At 40.5% G+C, this 22,550-nt stretch carries 18 protein-coding genes; 11 read left to right on the forward strand and 7 right to left on the reverse strand.

The annotated features are described in order from the left end of the window. Positions 1 to 227: 227 nt before the first annotated feature. Together H6H03_RS18620 and H6H03_RS18625 are read left to right on the forward strand one after the other, a co-directional pair. The gene (locus tag H6H03_RS18620) at positions 228 to 3,554 is read left to right on the forward strand and encodes a GAF domain-containing protein (protein WP_190956583.1); all 3,327 of its coding nucleotides are present in this window, start codon (positions 228 to 230) and stop codon (positions 3,552 to 3,554) included. Positions 3,555 to 3,865: 311 nt separating this feature from the next. Next, positions 3,866 to 4,018: a lmo0937 family membrane protein gene (locus H6H03_RS18625; RefSeq protein WP_190956584.1), complete on the forward strand. Its 153-nt coding sequence runs from the start codon at positions 3,866 to 3,868 to the stop codon at positions 4,016 to 4,018. 130 nt (positions 4,019 to 4,148) lie between these two features. On the opposite strand, the gene dnaN is transcribed toward H6H03_RS18625, so the two are convergent. Next, positions 4,149 to 5,312 (reverse strand): DNA polymerase III subunit beta, encoded by a 1,164-nt coding sequence (dnaN, locus tag H6H03_RS18630; protein ID WP_190956585.1) that lies wholly within the window; start codon positions 5,310 to 5,312, stop codon positions 4,149 to 4,151. 172 nt (positions 5,313 to 5,484) lie between these two features. Between dnaN and H6H03_RS18635 the strand changes: the two genes are divergently transcribed. Then, the gene (locus H6H03_RS18635) at positions 5,485 to 6,720 is read left to right on the forward strand and encodes an LL-diaminopimelate aminotransferase (protein WP_190956586.1); all 1,236 of its coding nucleotides are present in this window, start codon (positions 5,485 to 5,487) and stop codon (positions 6,718 to 6,720) included. 123 nt (positions 6,721 to 6,843) lie between these two features. Continuing rightward, complete coding sequence (locus tag H6H03_RS18640; RefSeq protein WP_190956587.1) at positions 6,844 to 7,482, forward strand: Uma2 family endonuclease; 639 nt, start codon at positions 6,844 to 6,846, stop codon at positions 7,480 to 7,482. A 135-nt stretch (positions 7,483 to 7,617) separates the two neighbouring features. Here the strand turns inward: H6H03_RS18640 and vapC are convergent, their stop codons facing one another. From vapC to H6H03_RS18655, 3 genes are all read right to left on the reverse strand, one after another. Then, entirely contained in the window at positions 7,618 to 8,025 is a 408-nt protein-coding gene (gene vapC / locus H6H03_RS18645) for a type II toxin-antitoxin system tRNA(fMet)-specific endonuclease VapC (protein ID WP_190956588.1), read from the reverse strand. Then, the gene (locus H6H03_RS18650; RefSeq protein ID WP_190956589.1) at positions 8,022 to 8,282 is read right to left on the reverse strand and encodes a hypothetical protein; all 261 of its coding nucleotides are present in this window, start codon (positions 8,280 to 8,282) and stop codon (positions 8,022 to 8,024) included. The genes vapC and H6H03_RS18650 overlap by 4 nt, the downstream gene beginning before the upstream one ends. A gap of 111 nt (positions 8,283 to 8,393) precedes the next feature. Beyond that, on the reverse strand, positions 8,394 to 9,581 hold the full coding sequence (locus tag H6H03_RS18655; RefSeq protein WP_190956590.1) for an MFS transporter: 1,188 nt from the start codon (positions 9,579 to 9,581) through the stop codon (positions 8,394 to 8,396). A gap of 439 nt (positions 9,582 to 10,020) precedes the next feature. Here H6H03_RS18655 and H6H03_RS18660 point away from each other — a divergent pair, with 439 nt between their 5' ends. From H6H03_RS18660 to H6H03_RS18670, 3 genes are all read left to right on the forward strand, one after another. Then, a complete protein-coding gene (locus H6H03_RS18660; RefSeq protein WP_190956591.1) occupies positions 10,021 to 12,099 on the forward strand; it encodes a potassium channel family protein in 2,079 nt (692 codons plus the stop codon). Between the two features lie 475 nt (positions 12,100 to 12,574). Beyond that, positions 12,575 to 13,441, forward strand: a complete 867-nt coding sequence (locus H6H03_RS18665) for a zinc metalloprotease HtpX (RefSeq protein WP_190956592.1) — start codon at positions 12,575 to 12,577, stop codon at positions 13,439 to 13,441. A gap of 82 nt (positions 13,442 to 13,523) precedes the next feature. Beyond that, positions 13,524 to 13,961, forward strand: a complete 438-nt coding sequence (locus H6H03_RS18670; protein WP_190956593.1) for a hypothetical protein — start codon at positions 13,524 to 13,526, stop codon at positions 13,959 to 13,961. Positions 13,962 to 14,162: 201 nt separating this feature from the next. Here the strand turns inward: H6H03_RS18670 and psbH are convergent, their stop codons facing one another. Next, the gene (psbH, locus tag H6H03_RS18675) at positions 14,163 to 14,366 is read right to left on the reverse strand and encodes a photosystem II reaction center phosphoprotein PsbH (protein WP_096540747.1); all 204 of its coding nucleotides are present in this window, start codon (positions 14,364 to 14,366) and stop codon (positions 14,163 to 14,165) included. Positions 14,367 to 14,451: 85 nt separating this feature from the next. Between psbH and psbN the strand changes: the two genes are divergently transcribed. Then, entirely contained in the window at positions 14,452 to 14,583 is a 132-nt protein-coding gene (gene psbN / locus H6H03_RS18680) for a photosystem II reaction center protein PsbN (RefSeq protein ID WP_096540744.1), read from the forward strand. A 99-nt stretch (positions 14,584 to 14,682) separates the two neighbouring features. Here the strand turns inward: psbN and H6H03_RS18685 are convergent, their stop codons facing one another. Next, positions 14,683 to 17,967, reverse strand: coding sequence for an alpha-mannosidase (locus H6H03_RS18685; RefSeq protein ID WP_190956594.1), 3,285 nt, complete (start codon positions 17,965 to 17,967; stop codon positions 14,683 to 14,685). 103 nt (positions 17,968 to 18,070) lie between these two features. On the opposite strand from H6H03_RS18685, the gene H6H03_RS18690 reads away from it, so the two are divergent. Both H6H03_RS18690 and H6H03_RS18695 read left to right on the forward strand, forming a co-directional pair. Further along, a complete protein-coding gene (locus H6H03_RS18690) occupies positions 18,071 to 19,681 on the forward strand; it encodes a hypothetical protein (protein ID WP_190956595.1) in 1,611 nt (536 codons plus the stop codon). Between the two features lie 304 nt (positions 19,682 to 19,985). After that, positions 19,986 to 20,282: a hypothetical protein gene (locus H6H03_RS18695; protein WP_190956596.1), complete on the forward strand. Its 297-nt coding sequence runs from the start codon at positions 19,986 to 19,988 to the stop codon at positions 20,280 to 20,282. A 4-nt stretch (positions 20,283 to 20,286) separates the two neighbouring features. On the opposite strand, the gene H6H03_RS18700 is transcribed toward H6H03_RS18695, so the two are convergent. Beyond that, on the reverse strand, positions 20,287 to 21,231 hold the full coding sequence (locus tag H6H03_RS18700) for a lysophospholipid acyltransferase family protein (protein WP_242057952.1): 945 nt from the start codon (positions 21,229 to 21,231) through the stop codon (positions 20,287 to 20,289). Between the two features lie 229 nt (positions 21,232 to 21,460). Between H6H03_RS18700 and H6H03_RS18705 the strand changes: the two genes are divergently transcribed. Then, a complete protein-coding gene (locus H6H03_RS18705; RefSeq protein WP_190956597.1) occupies positions 21,461 to 22,369 on the forward strand; it encodes an alpha/beta hydrolase in 909 nt (302 codons plus the stop codon). The last annotated feature ends 181 nt before the right edge of the window (positions 22,370 to 22,550 follow it).

The following is a 22,550-nucleotide window of genomic DNA, read 5'->3' on the forward strand; positions in this document are numbered from 1 at the left end:
TATGAATTTAGTTAGTGATTTGCCGTAGTTTTACTGAAGACAAATTGATGAAATTAATTCAAAAATATCATTAGATTTAAGAATAAAGAATTCAGAAGCCCTGTTAGTGGCTGGTGAATCAATAAAGGAGTTTAAGTGTCCCACTGATTACATGCTGAATTCTGAATTCTGACTTCTGTTTTAATCATGATGTATTTCCAAATTATTAATTGAAGATATTATCAGCAATGACCTCGAACTCTGAGCAAGATTGGCGGGAAACTCGCCATGAAGAAACTTTACTCCACCGGATTACAAACCGTATCCGGCGAAGTTTAGAATTAGAAGATATTATCACAGTCACAACAGCAGAGGTGCGATCGCTACTGCAAACTGACAGAGTGATGATTTACAAATTTCATCCAGATGGTAGTGGTCAGGTCATTGCTGAGTCTATCTACAACAATCGTTTACCGTCGCTACTAGGACTAAATTTTCCTGCTGATGATATTCCACCAGCCGCCCGCGAACTATTTGTTAAATCACGGGTGCGTTCTGTTGTGAATGTTGATACTCAAGAAATTGGTCAAAGTAACTTACACGATTTGGAAAATGGAGAAACCACGACAGAGGAAATCCGTTACCGCTCTGTAGACTCTTGCCATATTGAATATTTAAAGGCAATGGGGGTAAAGTCTAGTATGGTAGCCCCTATTCTTTACCAAAATCAACTCTGGGGACTGCTAGTGTCTCATAATTCCGAGGCACGTTTGATTTTAGAATCAGAACTAGAAGCATTACAAATAGTAGTCGATCAACTCTCAGTTGCGATCGCTCAAAGTACCCTCTTAACTCAAGTTCGCAAAACAGCCGCACAAGAAGCGATCGTTAACCGCATTGCTAGCCTGCTACATTCACTACCGACAATTGTATTGCAGCCAGCCCTCGAAGCTGCTGTTGCCGCCTTTGATGGTGCTGGTGGCCGGCTTTGCATTAGAAGTGCAGCTTTTGATTATCACAATGGTAGCGTCGCCAGCTTCACAGAATGCTTAATCCCCGGAAATACTTGTATAAAACTGTATACCTGCGGTCAGCAACCTGTAATACCAGGACAAACCATATATCCACTCATAGAGCAATATACTGCTTGGCAGGAACACTTCAATTCCACTGGAGAATATGATGTTTGGCCGATTTTAGATATTTATCAAACTCCAGGCTGGCGAAGTTTGCAAATCGCTTTTGAACCAACTAAAATTCGCAGTATGCTGGTGATTCCACTCCACTATCGTCAGCAGTTGTTGGGTTATTTAAGTATTTTCCGTAACGAAATAGATATAGAAACCCTGTGGGCGGGACAGTATGACAGCGACAAGAGGCAATTATACCCCCGGCGATCTTTTGAAGCTTGGCGCGAATCTAAAAAAGCACAAGTGCGGCCATGGACACCTGAAGAAATTGAATTGGCTAGAAACCTCGGTAAACACTTTGCTTTTGCAGTTCAGCAGTATGAATTATACCAACAAGTACAAGTTTTCAATGAAAATTTAGAACATCAAGTTAAAAGACGCACCATCGAATTACAACGGACAGCCGAACAACAACAAGCTGTGTTTAAAGTTATTGCCGAGATTCGTGAATCTTTAGACACAGACACAATTTTTCAAACAACTACCAAAGAAGTTTGTCAATTAATCAAAGCCGATCGCGTTTCTGTTTATCGTTTCGATGCTGATTGGGGTGGCGAATTTGTCGGTGATTTCGAGGCTGCTAGTCCATACTGGTCAAATGAATCTGATTTAGGTATTAATACTATTTGGAATGATACCTACTTACAAGATACACAGGGAGGACGCTACCGTAACAATGAAACATTTGCAGTTGATGACATCTACAAAATAGGGTTTACTCAGTGTCATATCGACAATTTAGAGCAGTTTCAAATTCGCGCTTTTGTACTTGCACCGATCTTTGTTGGTCAAAACCTTTGGGGCTTACTGGCAACTTATCAACACACTGGCCCTCGTCAATGGAAAGCCCCAGAAATTCACTTTCTCAGTCAGATTGCGGCTCAAATGGGGGTAGCACTCCAGCAAGCTCAATTACTCACTCAGACACGAGAACAGGCGTTAGATTTGCAACAAGCAGCAGAACAACAACGGGTATTGTTTGAAGTTGTTGCCAAAGTTAGAGAATCTCTGGATTTAGATGCAATTTTTCAGACAACTACTCAAGAAATCTGTAAATCGCTACAAGCGGATCGAGTTGCAGTTTACCGTTTCCAAGCAGATTGGAGTGGTGAATACATTGCTGAGTTTGTGAATGAAGGTTGGGTCAAATTAGTAAATCCTGGTACTAATATAATTTGGCGAGATAGCTATTTGCAGGAAACCCAAGGTGGCCGATATCGCCATAATGAAACCTTTGTAGTTAATAATATTTATGAAGCTAATCACTCTGAGTGTCACGTTGCGGTTTTAGAGAAAATTCAAGCAAAAGCCTATGCGATCGCACCAATTTTTATTAGACAAAAACTTTGGGGTTTGCTAGCAGCTTATCAAAACTCTGCACCCCGCCATTGGGAAACTTCAGAAATTCAGTTTATCACTCAAATAGCCAATCAGCTGGGGGTTGCACTCCAACAAGTCGAATTGCTCAATCAAACTAAAGAGCAGAAAGAAAAATTGGCTCAAGCTTTGGAGGATTTAAAGCAAACTCAAACCCAACTGATTCAGACAGAAAAAATGTCTTCATTGGGTCAATTGGTCGCTGGTGTTGCTCACGAAATTAATAATCCAGTGAACTTTATTTATGGCAACATTAATCATGTCAGCGAATACGCCCAGGATTTACTGGGAATTCTAGATTTATATTTGCAAAACTCCCCTAACCCCGACCCAAAAATTCGCGATCGCGCAGAAGAAATAGACTTAGAATTTCTGACTGAAGATTTGCCAAAAACTCTCTCCTCAATGAAAATTGGTATCGATCGCATCCGGCAAATTGTTTCGGGTTTACGGAATTTTTCTCGCCTTGACCAAGCAGAAAAAAAACCAGTCGATATCCACGAGGGTATTGATAGTACCTTGCTAATTTTGCAGCATCGCTTGAAAGCAAAACCAGAAAGTCCGGCAATTAAATTAGTTAAAGAGTATGGTCAACTTCCCTTAGTAGAATGCTTTGCAGGGCCGTTGAATCAGGTATTTATGAATGTTTTAAGTAATGCGATCGATGCTTTAGAAGATTATAGAGATACATCCAAAGCTCATACCAGCCAAATTACCATTACTACTTCTCTTGGGGAAATAGAAGGTAATATCAAGAGTGTAGTAGTTCGCATAAAAGACAACGGCCCAGGAATACCCGAAGACCTGAAAGTCAGAATCTGCGACCCATTTTTCACTACTAAACCAGTTGGAAAAGGCACTGGCTTGGGGTTATCAATTAGTTATCAAATCGTTGTTGAAAAACACGGCGGTGTATTTAAATGCGATTCGCAACCAGGGTTAGGTACAGAATTTTGGATTGAAATTCCGATAAAACAAATCACCAAATTGCACCATCAAGTGCTGTAGGTTAGCGAACAATTTTTGAGAATTTGATTATTGTAAATAAATATCTTGCAAGAAAAATATACATCTGGTGAAAAAGTAGAGACGTAGCAGTGCTACGTCTCTACAACGATTTCAGGTAACGCAGAATTAATTTCTGGAAATGTTTACTACCTACCTATTAGGTTGGTCTCAAAACCGACTGCTATAGGGAATTTTATTTCTCAAGATAGATGATTTGAATAGCTAAACCTATCTGAGGAGAAATACATAAAAATCAACTGAGGCTATAAGATATCTGAACAAGTAAAAATCACTTTAGTAAGAGTAAATATATGTTGAGTATCCTTTGGGGCGTTGTTGTTGTGCTGCTTGCTTTTTGGGCATTAGGATTAGTACTTCATATTGCCGGAAATTTAATTCATGCGGTATTGCTTATAGCTATTGCACTTGCTATTTACAATTTTTTCAAAGCACGTGACGTGTAAATCGAGAAATCACAACATAGTTTTTGAATCAATTCTCTCTGTTTCTAGACTAGTTGAGAGATTAACTTTGAGTTTTGGTTGTGGCTGGCGATCGCCAGCCACAATTAATTGTCAAGTTTTCCACTCAATTTTAATTTCTCAGTTGCACAGGCATAGCTAAATAAGTCATTTTCAAACCACCCAGTGGCGTAAAAATCACTGGAGTTAGGCTTTGATTCAAATGCATTTGAATTTCAGAAGATGGTAATTCTTTTAAGCCTTCCATTAAATATTTAATATTAAAAGCAATTTCTATATTTTCCCCAGAAATTTGTGCTGGCATTGGCTCTCTACCACTACCCACATCTTGAGCTTCACAAGATAAAATAATTTCCTGGGCTTCACTATCAATGCTGAGTTTGACAATATTATTTTTCTGATCTGCTAGCACAGCAATTCGCTCTAAAGTGCTGATGAATTGTCGCCGTTCAATTGTGACTTGCCGCTCAAATTGACGGGGAATTAGTTGACGATAGGCGGGATATTGCCCTTCTAATGTGCGACTAGTCAAGCGTTGATTTTGCCATGCAAACACGACTTGACCTTGATCGAAATGTAAAGCTACAGGTTCATCAGATGAGGCGCTATGAGCTAGCATTCGTTGTAGTTCGCGTAATGCTCTAGCTGGTACTGTGACTTCTAGTTGATTAGTTCCATCTAAAGGACGCTCGTTGCTAGTTTCTACTACTGCTAGGCGATGTCCGTCGGTAGCTGCAAATTCTAGAGTATCTTGTTTAACTGTTAAATGCACTCCCGTAAGTACTTGTTTGGTTTCATCAGCACTGGTGGCAAATAATGAACCCCGTAATCCCTCAATTAATGCAGCGGTGGTGAGATGGATTACTTCTGTATTTTCAATTATAGGTAGTTCGGGAAATTCTTCTGGCCCCATTGCTAGGACTTGATAATATCCACTCTTCGGTGTGAGTGTAACAATTAAACCTTCGCCACTTGATCCTGCACCTGTGAGGGCTGATTCATCATCGAGAGTAATCTCGCCCTCTGGAAGACGAGAAGTGATATCTACTAGTAACTTAGCAGGAAGCGCGATCGCTCCTCCTTCCAATACCTCAGCATTAAAGCTAGTACGGATACCCAAGCTCAAATCAAAGGCTGTTAAGCTTACTTGGTTAGTTTCTGCATCTGCTTGTAACAGCACATTGGCAAGTATCGGATGATTCGGTCGTGAAGGCACAGCACGACTGACGAGTGAGAGGTTTGTACTGAGGTCGCTTTGGGCGCAAACTAATTTCATAAGTCAGATTCAGCTGGTGAAGAAATATCCTAACATCACATTCATCAAGAATTCAGAATTCACAATTCAGAATTCAGAGGTAATTATTCCCCACTTCCTCATCCCCACTCAAAAGTTATCGCTCAGATAAATTAGCAGTAAGCTATTTTAGGGCGTTTTTCATATATTTAGTATGGCAAGTATTAACGACAACTACCTGAAACTGAAAGCGGGTTACCTGTTTCCAGAAATTGCTCGGCGGGTGAATGCTTTTGCAGAAGCGAACCCTGATGCTAAAATCATTAGACTGGGCATTGGTGATGTTACTGAACCTCTGCCAGAAGCTTGCCGGACAGCGATGATTAAAGCTGTGGAAGAAATGGGCGATCGCAATACCTTCAAAGGCTACGGCCCAGAACAAGGCTATGCTTGGTTGCGGGAAAAAATTGCTGCTCAAGATTTCCAAGCACGGGGAGCCGAAATCGATGCTTCAGAAATCTTTATCTCCGATGGTTCCAAGTGTGATACCGGCAATATTCTGGAAATCTTTGGTCATGACAACACTATAGCCGTTACCGACCCCGTTTATCCCGTATACGTAGATACTAACGTTATGGCGGGAAATACAGGAAATGCTAACGATAAAGGCGAGTTTGAAGGTTTAGTTTATCTACCAATTTCGGCTGATAACAACTTCACCGCCGAGATTCCCTCGAAGAAAGTCGATTTAATTTATCTCTGCTTTCCCAATAACCCCACTGGCGCAACTGCTACAAAGGAATATTTAAAGGCATGGGTGGACTACGCCAAAGCTAATAACTCGATTATTTTCTTTGATGCAGCCTATGAAGCTTACATTACCGATGCATCGATACCGCATTCAATTTATGAAATTGAAGGTGCAAGAGAAGTTGCGATCGAATTTCGGTCTTTCTCGAAGAATGCAGGCTTTACAGGAACTCGCTGCGCGTTAACTGTGGTGCCGAAGACGCTGACAGCCAAAGCCGCTGATGGTTCCGATGTGGAATTGTGGAAACTTTGGAATCGTCGCCAGTCTACCAAATTTAATGGCGTTTCTTACATCGTCCAACGGGGAGCCGAGGCAGTTTACTCCCCAGAAGGACAAGCACAAATTAAAGGACTGGTTAGTTTCTATTTAGAAAACGCCAAAATTATCCGCGAGAAACTTACAGCCGCAGGACTATCAGTTTACGGTGGGGTGAATGCACCTTACGTGTGGGTGAAAACGCCTAATGGTTTATCCAGTTGGGAATTCTTTGATAAATTGCTGCAAACCGTCAACGTTGTGGGAACACCCGGTTCTGGCTTTGGTGCTGCGGGTGAAGGCTACTTTAGGATTTCTGCGTTTAATAGCCGGGAGAATGTGGAAGAAGCGATGAAACGCATTACTGAGAAGTTTAAAGTGTAAGGCGATCGCTTTTAGCTGCTTTTGTTAAACTCATTCTATTAGTCTAAAGGTTACGGTGGGCTATATTATCCACCGCAACCCGATAGATAAATATTGAGATTTAGCTTACTGATATTATTGGTTATGACTGCTGCCATTCCTGTTTTTAAACCTGTTAGTCAGATACAATTGTCACCTGGTAGCACCGTCACCATTCCTGATGTTAGCTGGGAAGAATTTGAATCTATTTTGCAAGAATTAGGAGAAAAAAGAACTACAAGAATTGCCTACAGCCAGGGTAATTTAGAAATTATGGCTCCTTTACCAGAACATGAAATTCCCAAAGATTTAATTTCTGATATTGTCAAAATATTGCTGAAGGCTAAAAATATCAGATATCAACCTTTTGGTTCCACCACCTTTAAAAAGCAAGGTTTAGCAGGAGTTGAACCTGATGCTTGCTTTTATATTCAAAATTATCAACAGATGATTGGTCGTCGCCGCTTACAACCTGACGATCCGCCGCCAGATTTAGCGATTGAAACTGATGTCACATCAAAAACTACTCTTGATGCTTATGAAGCCATTGGAGTCCCAGAATTATGGGTTTATGATAGCGGCAGCCTTTCTATTTATTTGCTAAAAGATGGGAAATATATAAAATCTGACACCAGTCTTAATTTTGAAGATATAGCTATTACTGAAATTATTCCTGCGGCTGTAGAACGTAGTTGGCAAGTAGGAAGTTTTCAAGCTTTGCAAGAATTGGAAGGAATGATTTAGTAGATAAAAATAGGCAGTAAAAGATGCGATCTCCTTCACGTCCTGCTTTCTAAGTTAGCGTTTTAGCTAAGTTTAGCATAATTATTCTCAGGCTATGAATACAGTTAATTATTAACTTGAATCACGATACAATACTTATCTTTCTGCTTCCAAATCCTCAACCCGTAAACCTTGCACACGGCTAAACTCATCTACATTATGAGTTACTAAAATCAGATTATTTGCTAAAGCGATCGCAGCAATTTGTAAATCATAAGGGCCAATGGGAGTTCCCAAGCTACCCAGTTGAGAGCGGATATCACCAAATATTTCCGCTGCAATATCATCAAACGGCAAAGAAATAAATCTATTCAAAAATTGTTTTTGTAAAGCTAGATTGCGAGTTGGATTATTACTTCTCTTTGCCCCATAAAATAATTCAGCTTTAACAGTAGAACAAACAACAATATCTAAATCTGAGCGTTCTTCTAGCCTGCGCCGTAAATTTAGATTTCTACCATTAAGATAAATAATACAAGCATTAGTATCTAAAAGATAAATCATTCTAACGCTTCTCTTTCTTCATAATCTCCTTGAGGATGTCTTATAATTGGGTCATCTGCTAAACAGCCATAAGTCTTATCAATAAACTCATGCCATTCTAATTGAGTTAATTTTTCCTCCTCTAAAGAAGCAGTTTGTTTTTTTATAGGTTTTAATGTCACCATAACTTCTAATTCAGTTTCTTTCATTTCTAGAGGGATATCTAGATGTAACACTCCGTCTTCGCCTACATAAGAGCGTATTTTGATACTTTCCATACTCTAACTCCCTATTATTTGATTAAATATAGCATCTCAGTTCTTAGTCTTAAAGTTTGATAAATAGTCTTCAGCGCATCTGAAGTTATGGCATTTTGCTTTTGACTGAATTTAATATTTGTTTTTTTGAGAAACTAACAATAATACAGATGCGATCGCCAACAAACTCCCAAAAATAAATGTTGCCTTTGCTCCTAGTGTTTCCCACAATCCACCAGCTAGGAAACTCGCAGGTAAAAGCGCTATTCCTATAGCCAAATTGAGAAATCCAAAAGCAGTGCCACGCAGATTTGCAGGTATACTATTTGCTACTAATGCCAACAACAATCCTTTACTCATGCCCAAATGTAAACCATAAAGGGCAAACAATCCCCAAACTTGCCAAGGTGCTTGTACGAAGGCGAAGCCCAGATAAACTAAAGCGTACAGGAGAAATCCGCCCACCAATAACCCAAATTTACCCAAGCGATCGGAGAGTATTCCTATTGGGTAGGCGCTGAAGGAATAAGCCATATTCATCACTACAAATGTCAAGGGTATGAGTGAAGCAGAGATGCCTATTTGCTCGGCTCGCAGCAACAAAAACGCATTGCTGGAGTTGCCTAAATTGAATAGCAGCGCCACTGCTACAAGTACCCAATATTTTTGACCTAAACTGCGTAAAGCTTCCCATTGCAGAGGATTAATTCGCTTTACTTGAGTTTCATTTGTTCTCGGTTCGCTGACTCCCACTGTTAATAAAGCCACCGCCAAAAAACCAGGGATGAGGGCTAGCCAAAAAACCAGGCGGAAGTTGTTTGCAAAAGCAGCCATGAGGGCAAATGCTATCAAAGGCCCCAAGAATGCGCCGATAGTATCGAGAGATTGACGCAATCCGTAGGCTGCACCGCGTACCTCTGATGTAGTAGAATCAGCAACTAAAGCATCACGGGGTGCGACTCGGATACCTTTGCCAAAGCGATCGCCAAATCGAGCTATTAACACCCCAGTTGGACTGGTAGCTACAGCAAATAGAGGTTTAACAAAGGTAGATAACCCATACCCAAACACCGCTAAACCTTTGCGATGTCCCAGGTAATCGCTCAATACTCCCGAAAAAACTTTCAAAACTGAAGCTGTTGCTTCGGCAATGCCTTCAATAATGCCGACAGTCAAAACATTTGCGCCTAAAGCTGACACCAGAAACAAAGGCAACAGAGAGTTAATCATCTCGGAGCTAATATCTGTCAGCAGACTGACGAACCCCAACACCCAAACGGTACGGGGAATTTCCTGAAAAAATTTATTTTGTAGCTGCATATTGCGTGTTTCTCTGACAAATGCCATTGTATCGAGTCACAATGCGATTGTATCGAGTAACAATGCCATTGCATTGAGTAACAATGGCATTGCATCGGGTGACAATGGCATTGTATCGAGTAACAATGCCATTGCATCGGGTGACAATGCCATTGCATCGAGTCACAATGCCAGCGAACAGTCAACGGTTAACAAATTTAAGTAGGATAATTTATTTTTTCAAGTTCCCTAAGGACAAGCTATCGACTCATAACCTTTATGACTATAGCAATCCTAAATGAGTCGTGAAAAATATGGATAAGGAAACGAACCGCCAAGGACGCAAAGGACGCAAAGGTAAGAAAGAACAAAGAGATATATAATTTTCACAAATGATTTAGGACTGCTATATGCACTCAAAAGTTTAGAATAGCAATATCTGATACGCCTGGGCGAAGTTATGGTGTCATCATCAGAAACTAATTACCAGTCTGTTGAAAATTCTCAAACAAAACTAGATAAGTTTTTAGTTTGCGGGTTAGGAAGTTTGGGTCAGCATTGTGTTGCTATCCTCAAAGAGTATGGTGCTGTTGTTAGTGCGATAGATCTAGAACAACCTAAAAATTTTCAAATACGAAATTTATTAAATTTATTAGAAAATTTATTCATCGGAGATTGCCGTGAGACGAGTGTTTTAGAACAGGCAAATATTATTCAGTGCCGAACTATAATTTTAGTCACTGGTAATGAACGAGTAAATATAGAAGCTGCCTTTGCAGCACGGCTTTTAAATCCTCAAGTTCGTTTAGTGATACGTTCTGACAAACAAAATCTTAATCAACTTTTAAGTCAGACGCTTGGTAATTTTATTGCCTTTGAACCGAATCAGATTTCTGCTTCTGGCTTTGCTATTGCAGCCCTTGGAGACGATAATCTTGGCTATTTTCAACTGGAAGAACACCAATTTCGGGTAGTCAAGCATCAAATTCAAATGCACGATCGCTGGTGCAATCAACTGCACATCCACGAACTCAACACACAACATCTTCGAGTATTACATCACACTAATGCTTCATCTGTTTTACCTAAAGAATTTCATCAGTGGGAACCAGAGGCAAAATTAAGCCCAGACGATACCATTATTTATATTGAAGTTAAAGAGCAACTTCAAAGTTTAAAAAAAGTTGCTATTAAGCGTCAGCATAATTGGCAGCAGTTATGGCAAGAAATTACATTAGGTGGAGTCTGGAAGACTTGCAAACGTAAAATTCCATATTTATGGCGAAAATTAAATAGTTATCAAAGTTTGCGAGTGGCAATAATTTGCGGACTTACAATACTTTTCCTTTGGTGTCTTGGAACAATTATTTATATCTTAAATTATCCTGAAAGTAATATAGTAGAAGCATTTTATGGTACTGCTGTTTTACTTTTAGGAGGATACGGAGATTTATTTGGCGACATTAATTTTAGAACCCCACCAGAAAAAGCAGAACATATCCCAGGATGGTTGCGATTGTTTAGTCTGGGACTAACTTTAACGGGTGTAGGTTTTGTTGGGGTGTTATATGCATTGCTCACTGATGCTCTCTTAAGTTCCAGATTTCAATTTTTCAAGAGTTATCAACCATTAATACCTGTAAAAAACCATGTTGTATTGATTGGATTAAATCGAGTTGGTCAACGAGTTGCAGCTTTATTAGAAGAATTCAAACAACCTCTAGTGGGTATTAGTAACACAGCACTGGACGCGGATTTTTTCCACAAAATACCACTAATTATTGATAATATTACCGATGCTCTAGGGAGAGCCAATCTAGCTAATAGTAAAAGTGTCGTTGTAGTTACAGACGATGACATGGAGAATTTGGAAATAGCTTTGATGGTACATGCTCAAAGTCCTACAACTAGTGTAATTATTCGGACTTACGACCGAAATTTTCGTGATAATGTCGCGCGGTTATTTCCTTATGCTCAAGTGATTTGCACCTCTGCTATTTCCGCAGAAGTTTTTGCGGCTGCGGCTTTTGGAGAAAATATTCTCAGCTTGTTTAACTTTGATAGTCAAACTATTTTGGTAGTCGAGTACACGATTGAAGCTGGTGATACACTCAACGGATTACTCTTGGCTGAGGTTGCCTATGGTTATGGAGTTGTACCAATTTTATACCAAAGTTTCAAGCGATCGCCTGTGAAATTAATGCCTTCTGATAATATACAACTTGCTATTGGCGATCGCCTCATCGTTCTAGCCAATACTAATAGCCTTCAGCGCATTGAGCGAGGCGAAATGTTTCAAAGAACTTGGCAAGTGGAAATCGAAAAAGCATTAGCTCAAGATGCTATTTTTGATGGTGCTAATGAAATAAGTATAATTTCAGGATGCAGCATCGGCACAGCGAGAAAATTGATGGATAATTTACCTGGACAGCTACCAAAAGTATTATATAAACAACAAGCTTTGCGCCTAGTGCGAAGACTAACTAAATTAAGAGTTACAGCTCGGTTGAAACCCTTTTCTGATGATAGAGATAATTGAAGAATAATGCAGCAATTCCTGAGCCAGAATTCAGCAGCCAGAATCCAGAATCAACAACGATGGTGATTCAATTATGAATTCTTTTTTGTTCAATTAATGTTGTGAATTATTGATAAAACGTATGACTACAGATAGATGCAATTTTATCTTGCGTTACGTTAGATTATATATAAAATAAAGAGAATTCAGAATTCTCAATTATAAATTATCAATTGGTGAATACTTTACGTATAAAGCGGAAAGTTGTAATTAAAGTTTGCGGCTTGCCCCATTCATCTAGTCGGACTCCAATTTCTGCTGAATCCTGACTTAGGAACTGCCGAATTCTTCTTTATAAATTGCAGGGGGAAAACCGTACATATTGGATAGGTTTTCTGCATCATACTATCTAATTCTAGCTGGATACAATCAAAGTGTGGCTTAATGAATGCTGTTTTTTAGAAAAACCATACAGCATTAGCAGGAGAGCGAAAATATGGGAAATCAATTCAAAACAGCTGCTTTGCTAGCTGCACTAAGTGGTCTTTTGATAGCGATTAGTTACTGGGTAATTGGTGGTAGTACTGGCTTATTGATTGGAATCGCCTTAGCAGCAGTAACAAATCTGTTTTCTTGGTATCAATCAGATAAAATTGCCCTTGCAGTATATCAGGCACAGCCTGTAAGTCAAAGGGAAGCACCGGGACTTTATCGAATGGTCGAAAAGTTGTCTCGTCGTGCGAATATTCCTACACCTAGAGTTTATATTGTTCCTAGTCAAACTGCTAACGCCTTCGCTACAGGACGCGATCCAGAACACGCTGCTGTTGCTGTTACCGAAGGGATTTTGAATATATTACCAGAGGACGAACTCGAAGGCGTTATCGCCCACGAACTTACCCACATTATTAATCGTGACACCCTTACACAAGCGGTTGCTGCTACAGTAGCTGGTGCGATTTCATTCCTAGCACAAATGGTGAGTTACAGCCTTTGGTTTGGTGGTGGTTCGCGAGACAATGACAGAGGTGGAAATCCTTTGGGTGTTTTATTAACAGTAATGCTTGCGCCATTAGCTGCAACAATTATTCAGCTGGCAATTTCACGCACAAGAGAATTTTCTGCTGATGCCGGTTCAGCTAAATTAACTGGTAATCCCCGCGCTTTAGCTAGAGCCTTACAAAGGCTAGAAGCTACAGCCAGACAGATGCCTTTAAATGCTAATCCAGCTTTCGAGCCATTATTAATTATCAATTCCATCTCTGGACAGTTTTTGGGTAACTTATTCTCAAGTCACCCGGCTACAGAAGCGCGAGTTGCGGCACTATTAAAACTAGAACAACAGTTGACAACAATTGGTTAGTCATTAGTTATTAGTCATTGGTTATTTGCCAAGGGCTAATGACTATTCAAGAGTAAGCTTTGCAATTAAGGATGTTTTAAAGATGACTTATAACAACATCGAATCCGTTGAAGCTACATTTGTTGAATCTACTGAAACTACAGTAATTGTAGAAATCAGTTCTCAAACTGATGAATTAGTGGAAATTGAAATGGCTGGTGAAAGTGATGAAGTAAAGCGCGAAACCAAAGCGCTGATTGAGGCACTAAAAAGACGCGCTCAAGCTGAGGCTGATTCGGCAGGTACTCTCACTCGCGAAACTTATTTAAATACTGTGCGTCGAGCCAGAGAATTGATTGAAGGAAGGAAAGTTATGGAACGCGATCGCCTTCATTTAGAAAATGCTTGGGTGGTAATTCAAGACGAAGCCCAAAGAAATTGGTACTTAATGATGAAAGATTTAGTAGATTTTAATTATCGCCTACAAAAGGCTGCTAAAGCTGCTTGGGATACCTTCAATCACCCTTACTCTAAAAATTAAATAGGTGATGCGATCGCAGATGAATGTAGGTAGCACAGCTAACTGTGCTACCTACTGTGTTTTAGTATTAACCCGCGAAACGCCTCCGGCTAATAAGTAAACTACACGTGGATTTCTTTTAAATTCTCAATTGTGACAAAAAAACCCGGACTAGCCGGGTATGAATTCATTTGTTATCTAAACTAGATAACTATGTATCCATTAGCGTCCTAAACTCCGCCAATCGACATTTACATCCTGAACCAAGATTGTTTTATTGTAAAGTTGCAGAATAATCAGCAGAAACACAAAAAACAGCAACATAAAAACAGCCATCACAGGGGTAGTACCCCAACCTGGTGCCACTTTCCCATACTCGGAGTTCAGCGGTCTCAGGATATCTCCCAACCTAGTCCTTTGTGCCATAGTTCACCTAAGATTACTTGCCCAAGCTTTTTTTAATCTTCTGTAATATTCTATAAGAATAGCACTCATAATCAATCTTAAAATTATGGAACCCGCAATAGTTCTTAGCATTTCTGTAGCAGCTGTTTTGATTGCCATTACAGGCTATGGAATTTATACCTCCTTTGGCCCTCCCAGCAAGCAGTTGAGCGATCCTTTTGAAGATCACGAAGACTAGGAGAGTTAGGAGTTAGGAGTTAGGAATTAAGAGTTAAGAGTCAAAGGTTAACAACTCTAGACTCTCAACTCTAGAGTAGTGATTTGTTGGGGTCTAGAATTACTTATTGGGATTGACCTTGAAGCTGACGATTTTCCAAGGCTGTATCGTCAAGATTTGTTGCTCAGATGAGAATTCCAAAGCAGTATCACTAGAACGCTCTAACAAATCTACCGTATTTCCGAGACTTATTCCTAGATCGCTTTGCAAAGATAACTCGGCTGTTTCTCCGTGACATTCATAACATCGCAGAATCAATTGCTGTGGGTCATTTTCTGCTGGCTTCAAAGCCATCAAAATCAGATTTTCGGATGAGAAATTTAAAAAACTTGCTCTGTCGGGATTAGGGACTGGGGATTGGGGACACTTCTCTACGAGACGCTCCGCGTAGCTTGCTTCCCCGTAGGGGTACGACAAGCTCAGTGCATCGCTGGTGACTGGGTTGATTATTGCTTGTAGAGGTGTATTCAATTCATAGCCACGCTGTACTGTATGGGCTGATTCCCAGGTATTGGTGTGGGGATACAAGGCATAAGTAAATTCATGGAAACCTCGGTCAGCTTCGGGGTCTGGCCAATTGGGGCTACGTAGCAGTGTGAGACGTAATTGATTCGGTTGGGAATCGTAACCATATTTACAATCATTTAGCAAACTGATTCCGTATAAACCTTGATTTGTTTCGCCTGTTAAATCAGCCCAACGCAAGGCGGGGACTTCCCATTTTGCTTGTTCTGCGGGGGTTTGCGGTTTAGTTGGACGGCGAATTGCGCTACAGGGAATTTCGTAGGTAGCGAAGTCTGCTTCGATGTTGAGAGGAAAAGTAGCTTTCACCAATACTTGATTTTCTTGCCAGTTAACCTTAGAGGAAATTTTCAGCACAGGTGAACCAGTTTGGAGAATATAATCTTGGCAAAATTCTGATTCGCCCAACTGACGCACTACGCGCAGGCGATTTTGTACTGCGCCTTGTTCTACCCATTCAATAGATTGAAGATTTGTTGGCGGTAAGGGATGCTGGGCGTAATTGGGGTCTATATTCCAAGCATCCCAATATTGACCGCTGTCTTTAAAAGCTTGCAGCTGATTTCCTGCACCACTCAAAACTTCCCGTTGATAAGTTTTGTCAAAAACACTTGATAAATCTCCCGTATCAGGGTTGACAACAACTCGGAGGAATTCATTTTCTAGAACCCATTCTGGGGATGTGGTTCGACCCTTCGACAGGCTCAGGGCGGCGCTTTGCTCACCAACCGGGGATGAGGGGGAAAGCCAGAAGAGGCGGTAGCCTACGGGTGGGATGTCGGGGGCGAGAAATAGTAGGGTTGATGGTTGAGATAATTGGGAGACAAGCACTTTGCCAGAAGCATCGTAAATCTGCCATTGCTGGGTAGTTGTTGTTGGTGCGGGTAAGGTGATGGAAACTACTTCAGAACGCTGCCAATTGAGAGAATTGAAAATGAAAATAGGTAAACTATTGGGTTGTGGTGGTTGTGGTAAGGTAATGTGAGATGCGATCGCCTGCAATGATTCTTGTAATATCTTCGTTCCCGTTTCTTCGACTTGTTGCCATTCCAGTAGGGCATCTTGATAAACTTGGGTAATGGAAGAACCAGGCAAAATATCATGAAACTGTTGAAATAACACTTGTTTCCAAGCTGCTTCAATTTCGGCTTTGGGATACGTCACACCACAACTGATGTTTGCGAGAGTTGCAAATAGTTCTGCTTCATACAACAAAGTTTCACAACGACGATTCCAACGTTTTTGGTCTGCGTGAGTAGTGTAGCAACCACGATGGAATTCTAAGTATAGTTCGTCATTCCAGGTGAGGCTTTCAATTTTGGATTTTGGATTTTGGATTTTGGATTGTGAAATCTGGTTTAAATACTTTTCGGCGGTGGTAAATTCTATATCTGGGAAGAAAGGTGATTTTTGCCAACGTTGGGCGGTTTCTAACATATCACGGGTGGGGCCGCCACCGTGGTCGCCGACACCAGGAAGCCAGAGAGATTCTGGTAAATCACTTTGGCTTTGCCATTCTAGGGCGTATGATGCCATTTTAACTGGGTCGATCGCTTCACCGATGGGTGCAGACATGAAACTAAAGACTTGGCTACCATCAGGCGATCGCCACCAAAAAGCACCATAATCAAATTTAGTAGTATCATTCCAGCGTAACTTTTGGGTGACAAAATACTCAACTCCGGCATTAGCGAAAAACTGAGGTAAAGTTGCACAAAAACCAAAGGAGTCTGGAACCCACACCACAGGCGAAAGCTTGCCAAATTTTTCTTGTATATATCGCTGACCATACAATAGCTGACGCACAATCGATTCGCCAGCAATCAAATTCAGTTCTGGTTCTACCCACGTTGCGCCAATAACTTCCCACTTTCCGGCTGCTACTTGTGCTTGAATTGCCTTAAATAAATCCGGGCGATGTTCCTCAATCCAAGCATAAAGCGCCGGAGTCGAATGACAGAAAATTAACTCAGGAAAATCTGCTTGCAACTTCAAAACCGATTCAAAGGTGTTTTGTGCTGCATTCCAAGTTTCACTCACAGGCCACAACCATGCCAAATCTAGATGAGCGTGACCCAATAAATAGACTTTAGATTTTAGATCCCCCCAACCCCCCTTCACAAGGGGGGCTAAGATCTCAGATTGAATTAACTTTTGCCTTAACGACCTAACCAACTCTCCCTTCTCTGCGTCCTCTGCGCCTCTGCGGTTCGTTACCTCCTCCACCGCCTCCACCAAAACATTCAACCTCTCCGGTGCAAACTTTTGCAAATAATGTTGCAAAACAGCCAACTCATCAGCCACAAAACCCGGATCGGGATTATCATCATCATTAGACTCATATATAAGGAGCGATCGCACTAAAGCACCATCACAATGTCCCGGACTCACTAACCGCAATGCAACAATAAATTCTTCCCCTGGAGTCACCTTGCGACTCAAAAGCACTCTCGGTGAAGAATCAAATAAATCACCCTCCAGCGCTAACTCTCCATTCACATAAATTTCAGCTGCATCAGCCCACCAAGCTAACGCCAGTCGCAAAGATAACCCAGCTAAAGGATAACCCTGTAAGTCTTGGGGAACCACCAATTTTTGCCCTAGCCATAGGACTTTTTTCCCTCCTGTCCAAGCAATATGTTCTTTAGCGTTCAACTCTACAGGTTGCCAATCAGATAAATTAGCAGATGTAACATCAGTAATTATCTGGTCAGATTCTCGGTATAACCAAGTAGACTGAAGATTAACCTGAGAAAAAGAGCGTAATTGCTCAATTGCTTGTGAGATGAAATTGGACTGAGATTCAGAGATAATTTGAGTCATATTTTCGCTAAAATGAGGGCACACAATAATTAACAGTTTGTGGTTTTTATTGTTCGGCGGGAGTCTCACAACTAAACAAGACTCGAACTCAAAAATTACTATTATGTCTTCTGGTTCTTCTGGTCGTTATCAAAGCAGACTATTTAATTTTGTCAACCAGCAATCTCGGCGGTTGACAGAACAGTGGGAAAACACCTTCCGGCATTTGCAAGTTGCCACTAAGTGGGGTGTGGAATTGCTACTTTACCCAGTGTATCTACTGTTTGTGTCATCTGAATCAGATGCAAAAACGCTACACACCAAAGAACCACAATCCAGGCTGAATTTACCATCAAATGATACCGATTTTCAGCCGGAAACTGATTTAAATGTTGATACTCCCATTGAGCATGTATTAGAGACAGTTTATTATCTGTCATCGGAGGAGGTGATGGCTACTCCGAAAAAAACCTCTCAATCTTTTAATCCTTTAAGCTTTTTAGGAGGTTTTTGGCAAAAACCTATTCCTAAAAATTCCGCAAAAACTAATATTATTCATTCTCCAGCTATTACAGAGAATTCAGCCGCAAGTATCAAATCCTCACAACCCAAAAATGCTCTTAAGCAGCATCTTGCAGCGATACGGGGAATTGCGACAAACTTGCTGAATCGTAATTTGGTACTTGTCACCGCTGAAAATGAAATTCTCGATATTTTGACACCCCAGCAGCAGGCAAAATTAGAAGACAAGATTATTAGCGAAGTTGCTAATTACTGGCAGTTTTGGCGATTATCGGAAGCTAAAAGACAAAAAGAATTATTACCAAAAATCGAGGGTTTATTAGCAAAATTAACTGGAGAAAATTCAGTTAATATTCCAATCCTCAACGGAACAACATCAAAAACTTTACTGGACTCAGGTAAATTATTAACATTTTTAGATGTAGCTGTTGCTAAAGTCGAATCAAATGCTTTAATACCAGTTCAACAACGTAGCCAAGAAATTATTCAAGTAGTCCAAACTCAGTTAAATATATTTATCTATGGAAAAGAGCAGTTAAGTGCTAAGGGAGAAATTGCAGTCACAGCTGATGATTTAGAAACTCATGCACTAAATTTTCAGGCTTTAATTGAAGCAGCGCTGAATTACTTTTTTGGTGTTGGAAATCGAAAAACGCTTGAATCAACAACTGCTGACAACCAGCCAGAGAGACTATTATCTAGTTACCCAAAAAAAGCTTTATTTAAAAATCGTAATCTCCAAAACCAGGATTTAACAGACGATCCTTGGTTAACGTGGAATGATTTGTTTGGCGATCGCCAAAAAGTTGCCGACAAAGCAGTTACACTTGAAAACACAACTCCTGCTTTAGCTTCTAGTTTATCAGCAGGGCTTTCTTGGCCAAAGAATTTGCATCGACAACAGCCGAAAGCCAAATCTGAATTAGTACAAAGGAAAAAAACAACCCGTCATCTCGCCTCAATTCCCAAAACATCTGCAAAAGTTACCTCTTTCCAGCAAACTCAAGGGGAAATTTCCCAACAGCAGTTTTCTCAAAGCACTGAAGTGGAAGCACAGCCAGACTGGATAGAAACCAAAGCAACTGCAATGGGTTATGAAAAGCACCCTCTAGAGAAAGTTCTGGAATGGCTCGATCGTGTTATTCTTTGGCTAGAAGAAACATTTGCGAAAATTTTTCAGTCGTTACAACGAGTGTGGGAAGGCAATAAATAATTCGTAATTCGTAATTCGTAATTCGTAATTCGTAATTCAGAAATTCAGGCAGATCTAAGTAAACGTAGGGTGCTTTATGCTGTAAGCTAATGTACCGTCAAGATTTAAGGTGCGTTGTGCAGCACAACAACGCACTTTAAATATATGTAGGATATAGGACTCATATTTGATTTTTGAAAAAAAATTCAGTATAATTTTATTCCTTTTTACTTGTTTTCTGTTCCCCGTTCCCTGTCTCTACGAATTGTTCAGGAATCAAACCGGATTCCTATATATAGTTTACTGTTACTTGTAGTTTAATGAAGTGAAGATTATTGTTTATTCTAAATATTTCAATTTCAAAAATCCATTAGAAAAACCAAAGATTGAAACGTTTGTGGTGGATGTATGTCAAATTCCTAAAGTAGGTGAAACAATTGTTATTGAGAGAATTTCAACCCAAAAGCAGTTTGTGATTATTTTTGAGTATATTGTGACAGCAGTTCAGTTTAATGCTTCTAAAGAATCGGCTGATTCAGCAGATGCTCAAGTAAGTGCATTTTTAAACCACTGTTGGGAGGGAACTTCAAATTTCAAAATTACCAAGTTTTTAGAAAAATAATTTTTCACCACAACATGTGATTGAGGAAATAACGTAACGGTTTGAAGCCTGTTGGTTCCTGATAATTAGTTGGTAACAGACTCAACATTGCTTTCTCTAGGGTTTGCAAAGCTACATCTACTTCTTGTCGTTTTGGCCTGGTTGTTGAGGCAAATTGTAACGGTTCACCGACTCTTATAGTTAATTTTTTTCTCAAATAAAGGTCATGAGTTCCAATGAGTGCAATGGGAATGATTGGTACGCCAGCACGCAAGGCATAAATTATAGTTCCACGCTTGAGCGGTAGATGCAACTGAGCCTCAGCTGTTCCCAATCGTCCTTCGGGAAACAGAATCATCCCATCGCCACGAGCCAAAATTGATAAGATAATGCGGTCTATCTGTCGCAATGTCTGTATATCTTCACCTGTGGCTACTGTCTGTTCGATCGCTGCGGCTAGGTCGATTAAATCTTCCCTTCCTGCTTTAGCCGCTTTCATCACAGCGACTTCTTCTTTCCACACCCTTTTTAAAGGAATTACACCTCCAGCAAAACCCAGGATGAAGCGTTTCCACCACTTATTATAAAGAGTACGAGCATCGCCCAGAATATAGTAATAGGGTTGGGTGGGAAGTTCGGCTAACAAGAGTAATGGATCGATATGGTGGAGATGGTTAACTGCTAAAATTGCTGATTGTTGAGGTATCCTTTCAGGGTGTTCGATTTGTACTTGGAAAAGGATATGAATAAGCGATCGCATGACAAAACGACGCAACCAAGGATTAGCTCTAGGTTCGCAATCGTCTTGATTTGTAGCTTCAAGACAATTGAGAGTTTCCTCAACGATTTGGCGAACGGCGCGATCGCCAGCTGCGGCTACACCTTCTTTTACCCGCTCAATGCTAGCATCACTCAGAGGCGGTAAAGTTTCTGATTGCGTCTTATTTTCTTGCTGATGACTCGATGTCAAAAGATTTTCGATTTGAAATTTTGGATTTTGCATTGACCGCACCGATAAACGTATGGCGGCTTTGTCTGCATTCATCCTAGCAGAATCTCTCAAAAATCAAGCTCGTGTCGTCTTATTTCGTAAGTTCCGTTGAAAAAAGTAATTCTTCCTAAAGGCAGAAGCGATTTTCTTGAGAATATACCTTGATAAGCTAGTAGCTAATTGGGAACAAGCGTAACAAATTAGTCTGATGAGCCACTATAAAGCAGATACATTTGAAGGTGCCGGGAAGCTAAAACTGTATTACCAAAGCTGGTATCCAGAACAAAAGGTGAAGGCGATATTAGCGATCGTACATGGATTGGGAGCGCACAGCGATCGCTACGATAACCTAGTTCAACATTTCATACACAAACAATATGCTGTCTACGGTTTTGATTTGCGCGGTCATGGACGTTCGCCTGGTCAGCGAGGCTACATTAATCGTTGGAGTGAGTTTCGCGAAGACTTGCGAGCCTTTTTAGAATTAATTAAAACCCAACACCCAGGAAAACCGATTTTTCTTTTAGGTCATAGCTTAGGCTCAGTAATTGTCTTGGATTATGCTCTGCGTTATCCCCAACAAGCATCTGCATTACAAGGTGTAATTACCTTAGCACCAGCTTTAGGAAAAGTTGGAGTTTCAAAAACGCGGTTAATTATAGGAAAACTGCTCTCACGAATTTGGCCGCGTTTTAGCTTAAATACCGGACTCGATCTTTCTGGTGGTTCGCGAGATGAGAAAATTTTAGCTGCTTATGCCCAAGATCCTTTGCGCCATACTAGAGGTAGTGCGCGTCTAGCTACAGAATTCTTTGCTACCGTTGATTGGGTTAATGCCCATGCTGCTGATTGGCAATTACCATTGTTAATTCTTCACGGTGGAGCAGATAGAGTAACTCTACCTGAGGGAGGGAAAATTTTTTTAGAGCGGGTGAGTTGCTCAGATAAACTAAGAATCGAGTATCCAGGTGCTTATCACGAGCTTCAAAGTGACCTGAATTATCAAGAGGTGCTGGCTGATTTAGAAAATTGGTTGGAGCGACATTTACCATGCGAGACAGCACTGGGGGGAGAAAGTGCTAAGCTAGAGTTTCCTAGTTCTTATGAGGATGTTTGAAAAGTTTTGGGCGAATATAATTCGCTACTACACAGGCTAAGTCCGCCTCCCTTGTCCTAACAGAAAATCAGGGTTTTCAAACCCAGGTCGGTGGGTTTTGCCTGTGTAGCCGCACCTGTGCCAAGGCGAGTAATAAATTAGACTTTTCAAACAACCTCTTAGTACAACATTTCATTAATTC

Origin of the sequence: Nostoc paludosum FACHB-159, from assembly GCF_014698835.1 — a bacterium.
GTDB classification, from domain to species: Bacteria; Cyanobacteriota; Cyanobacteriia; order Cyanobacteriales; family Nostocaceae; genus Nostoc; species Nostoc paludosum.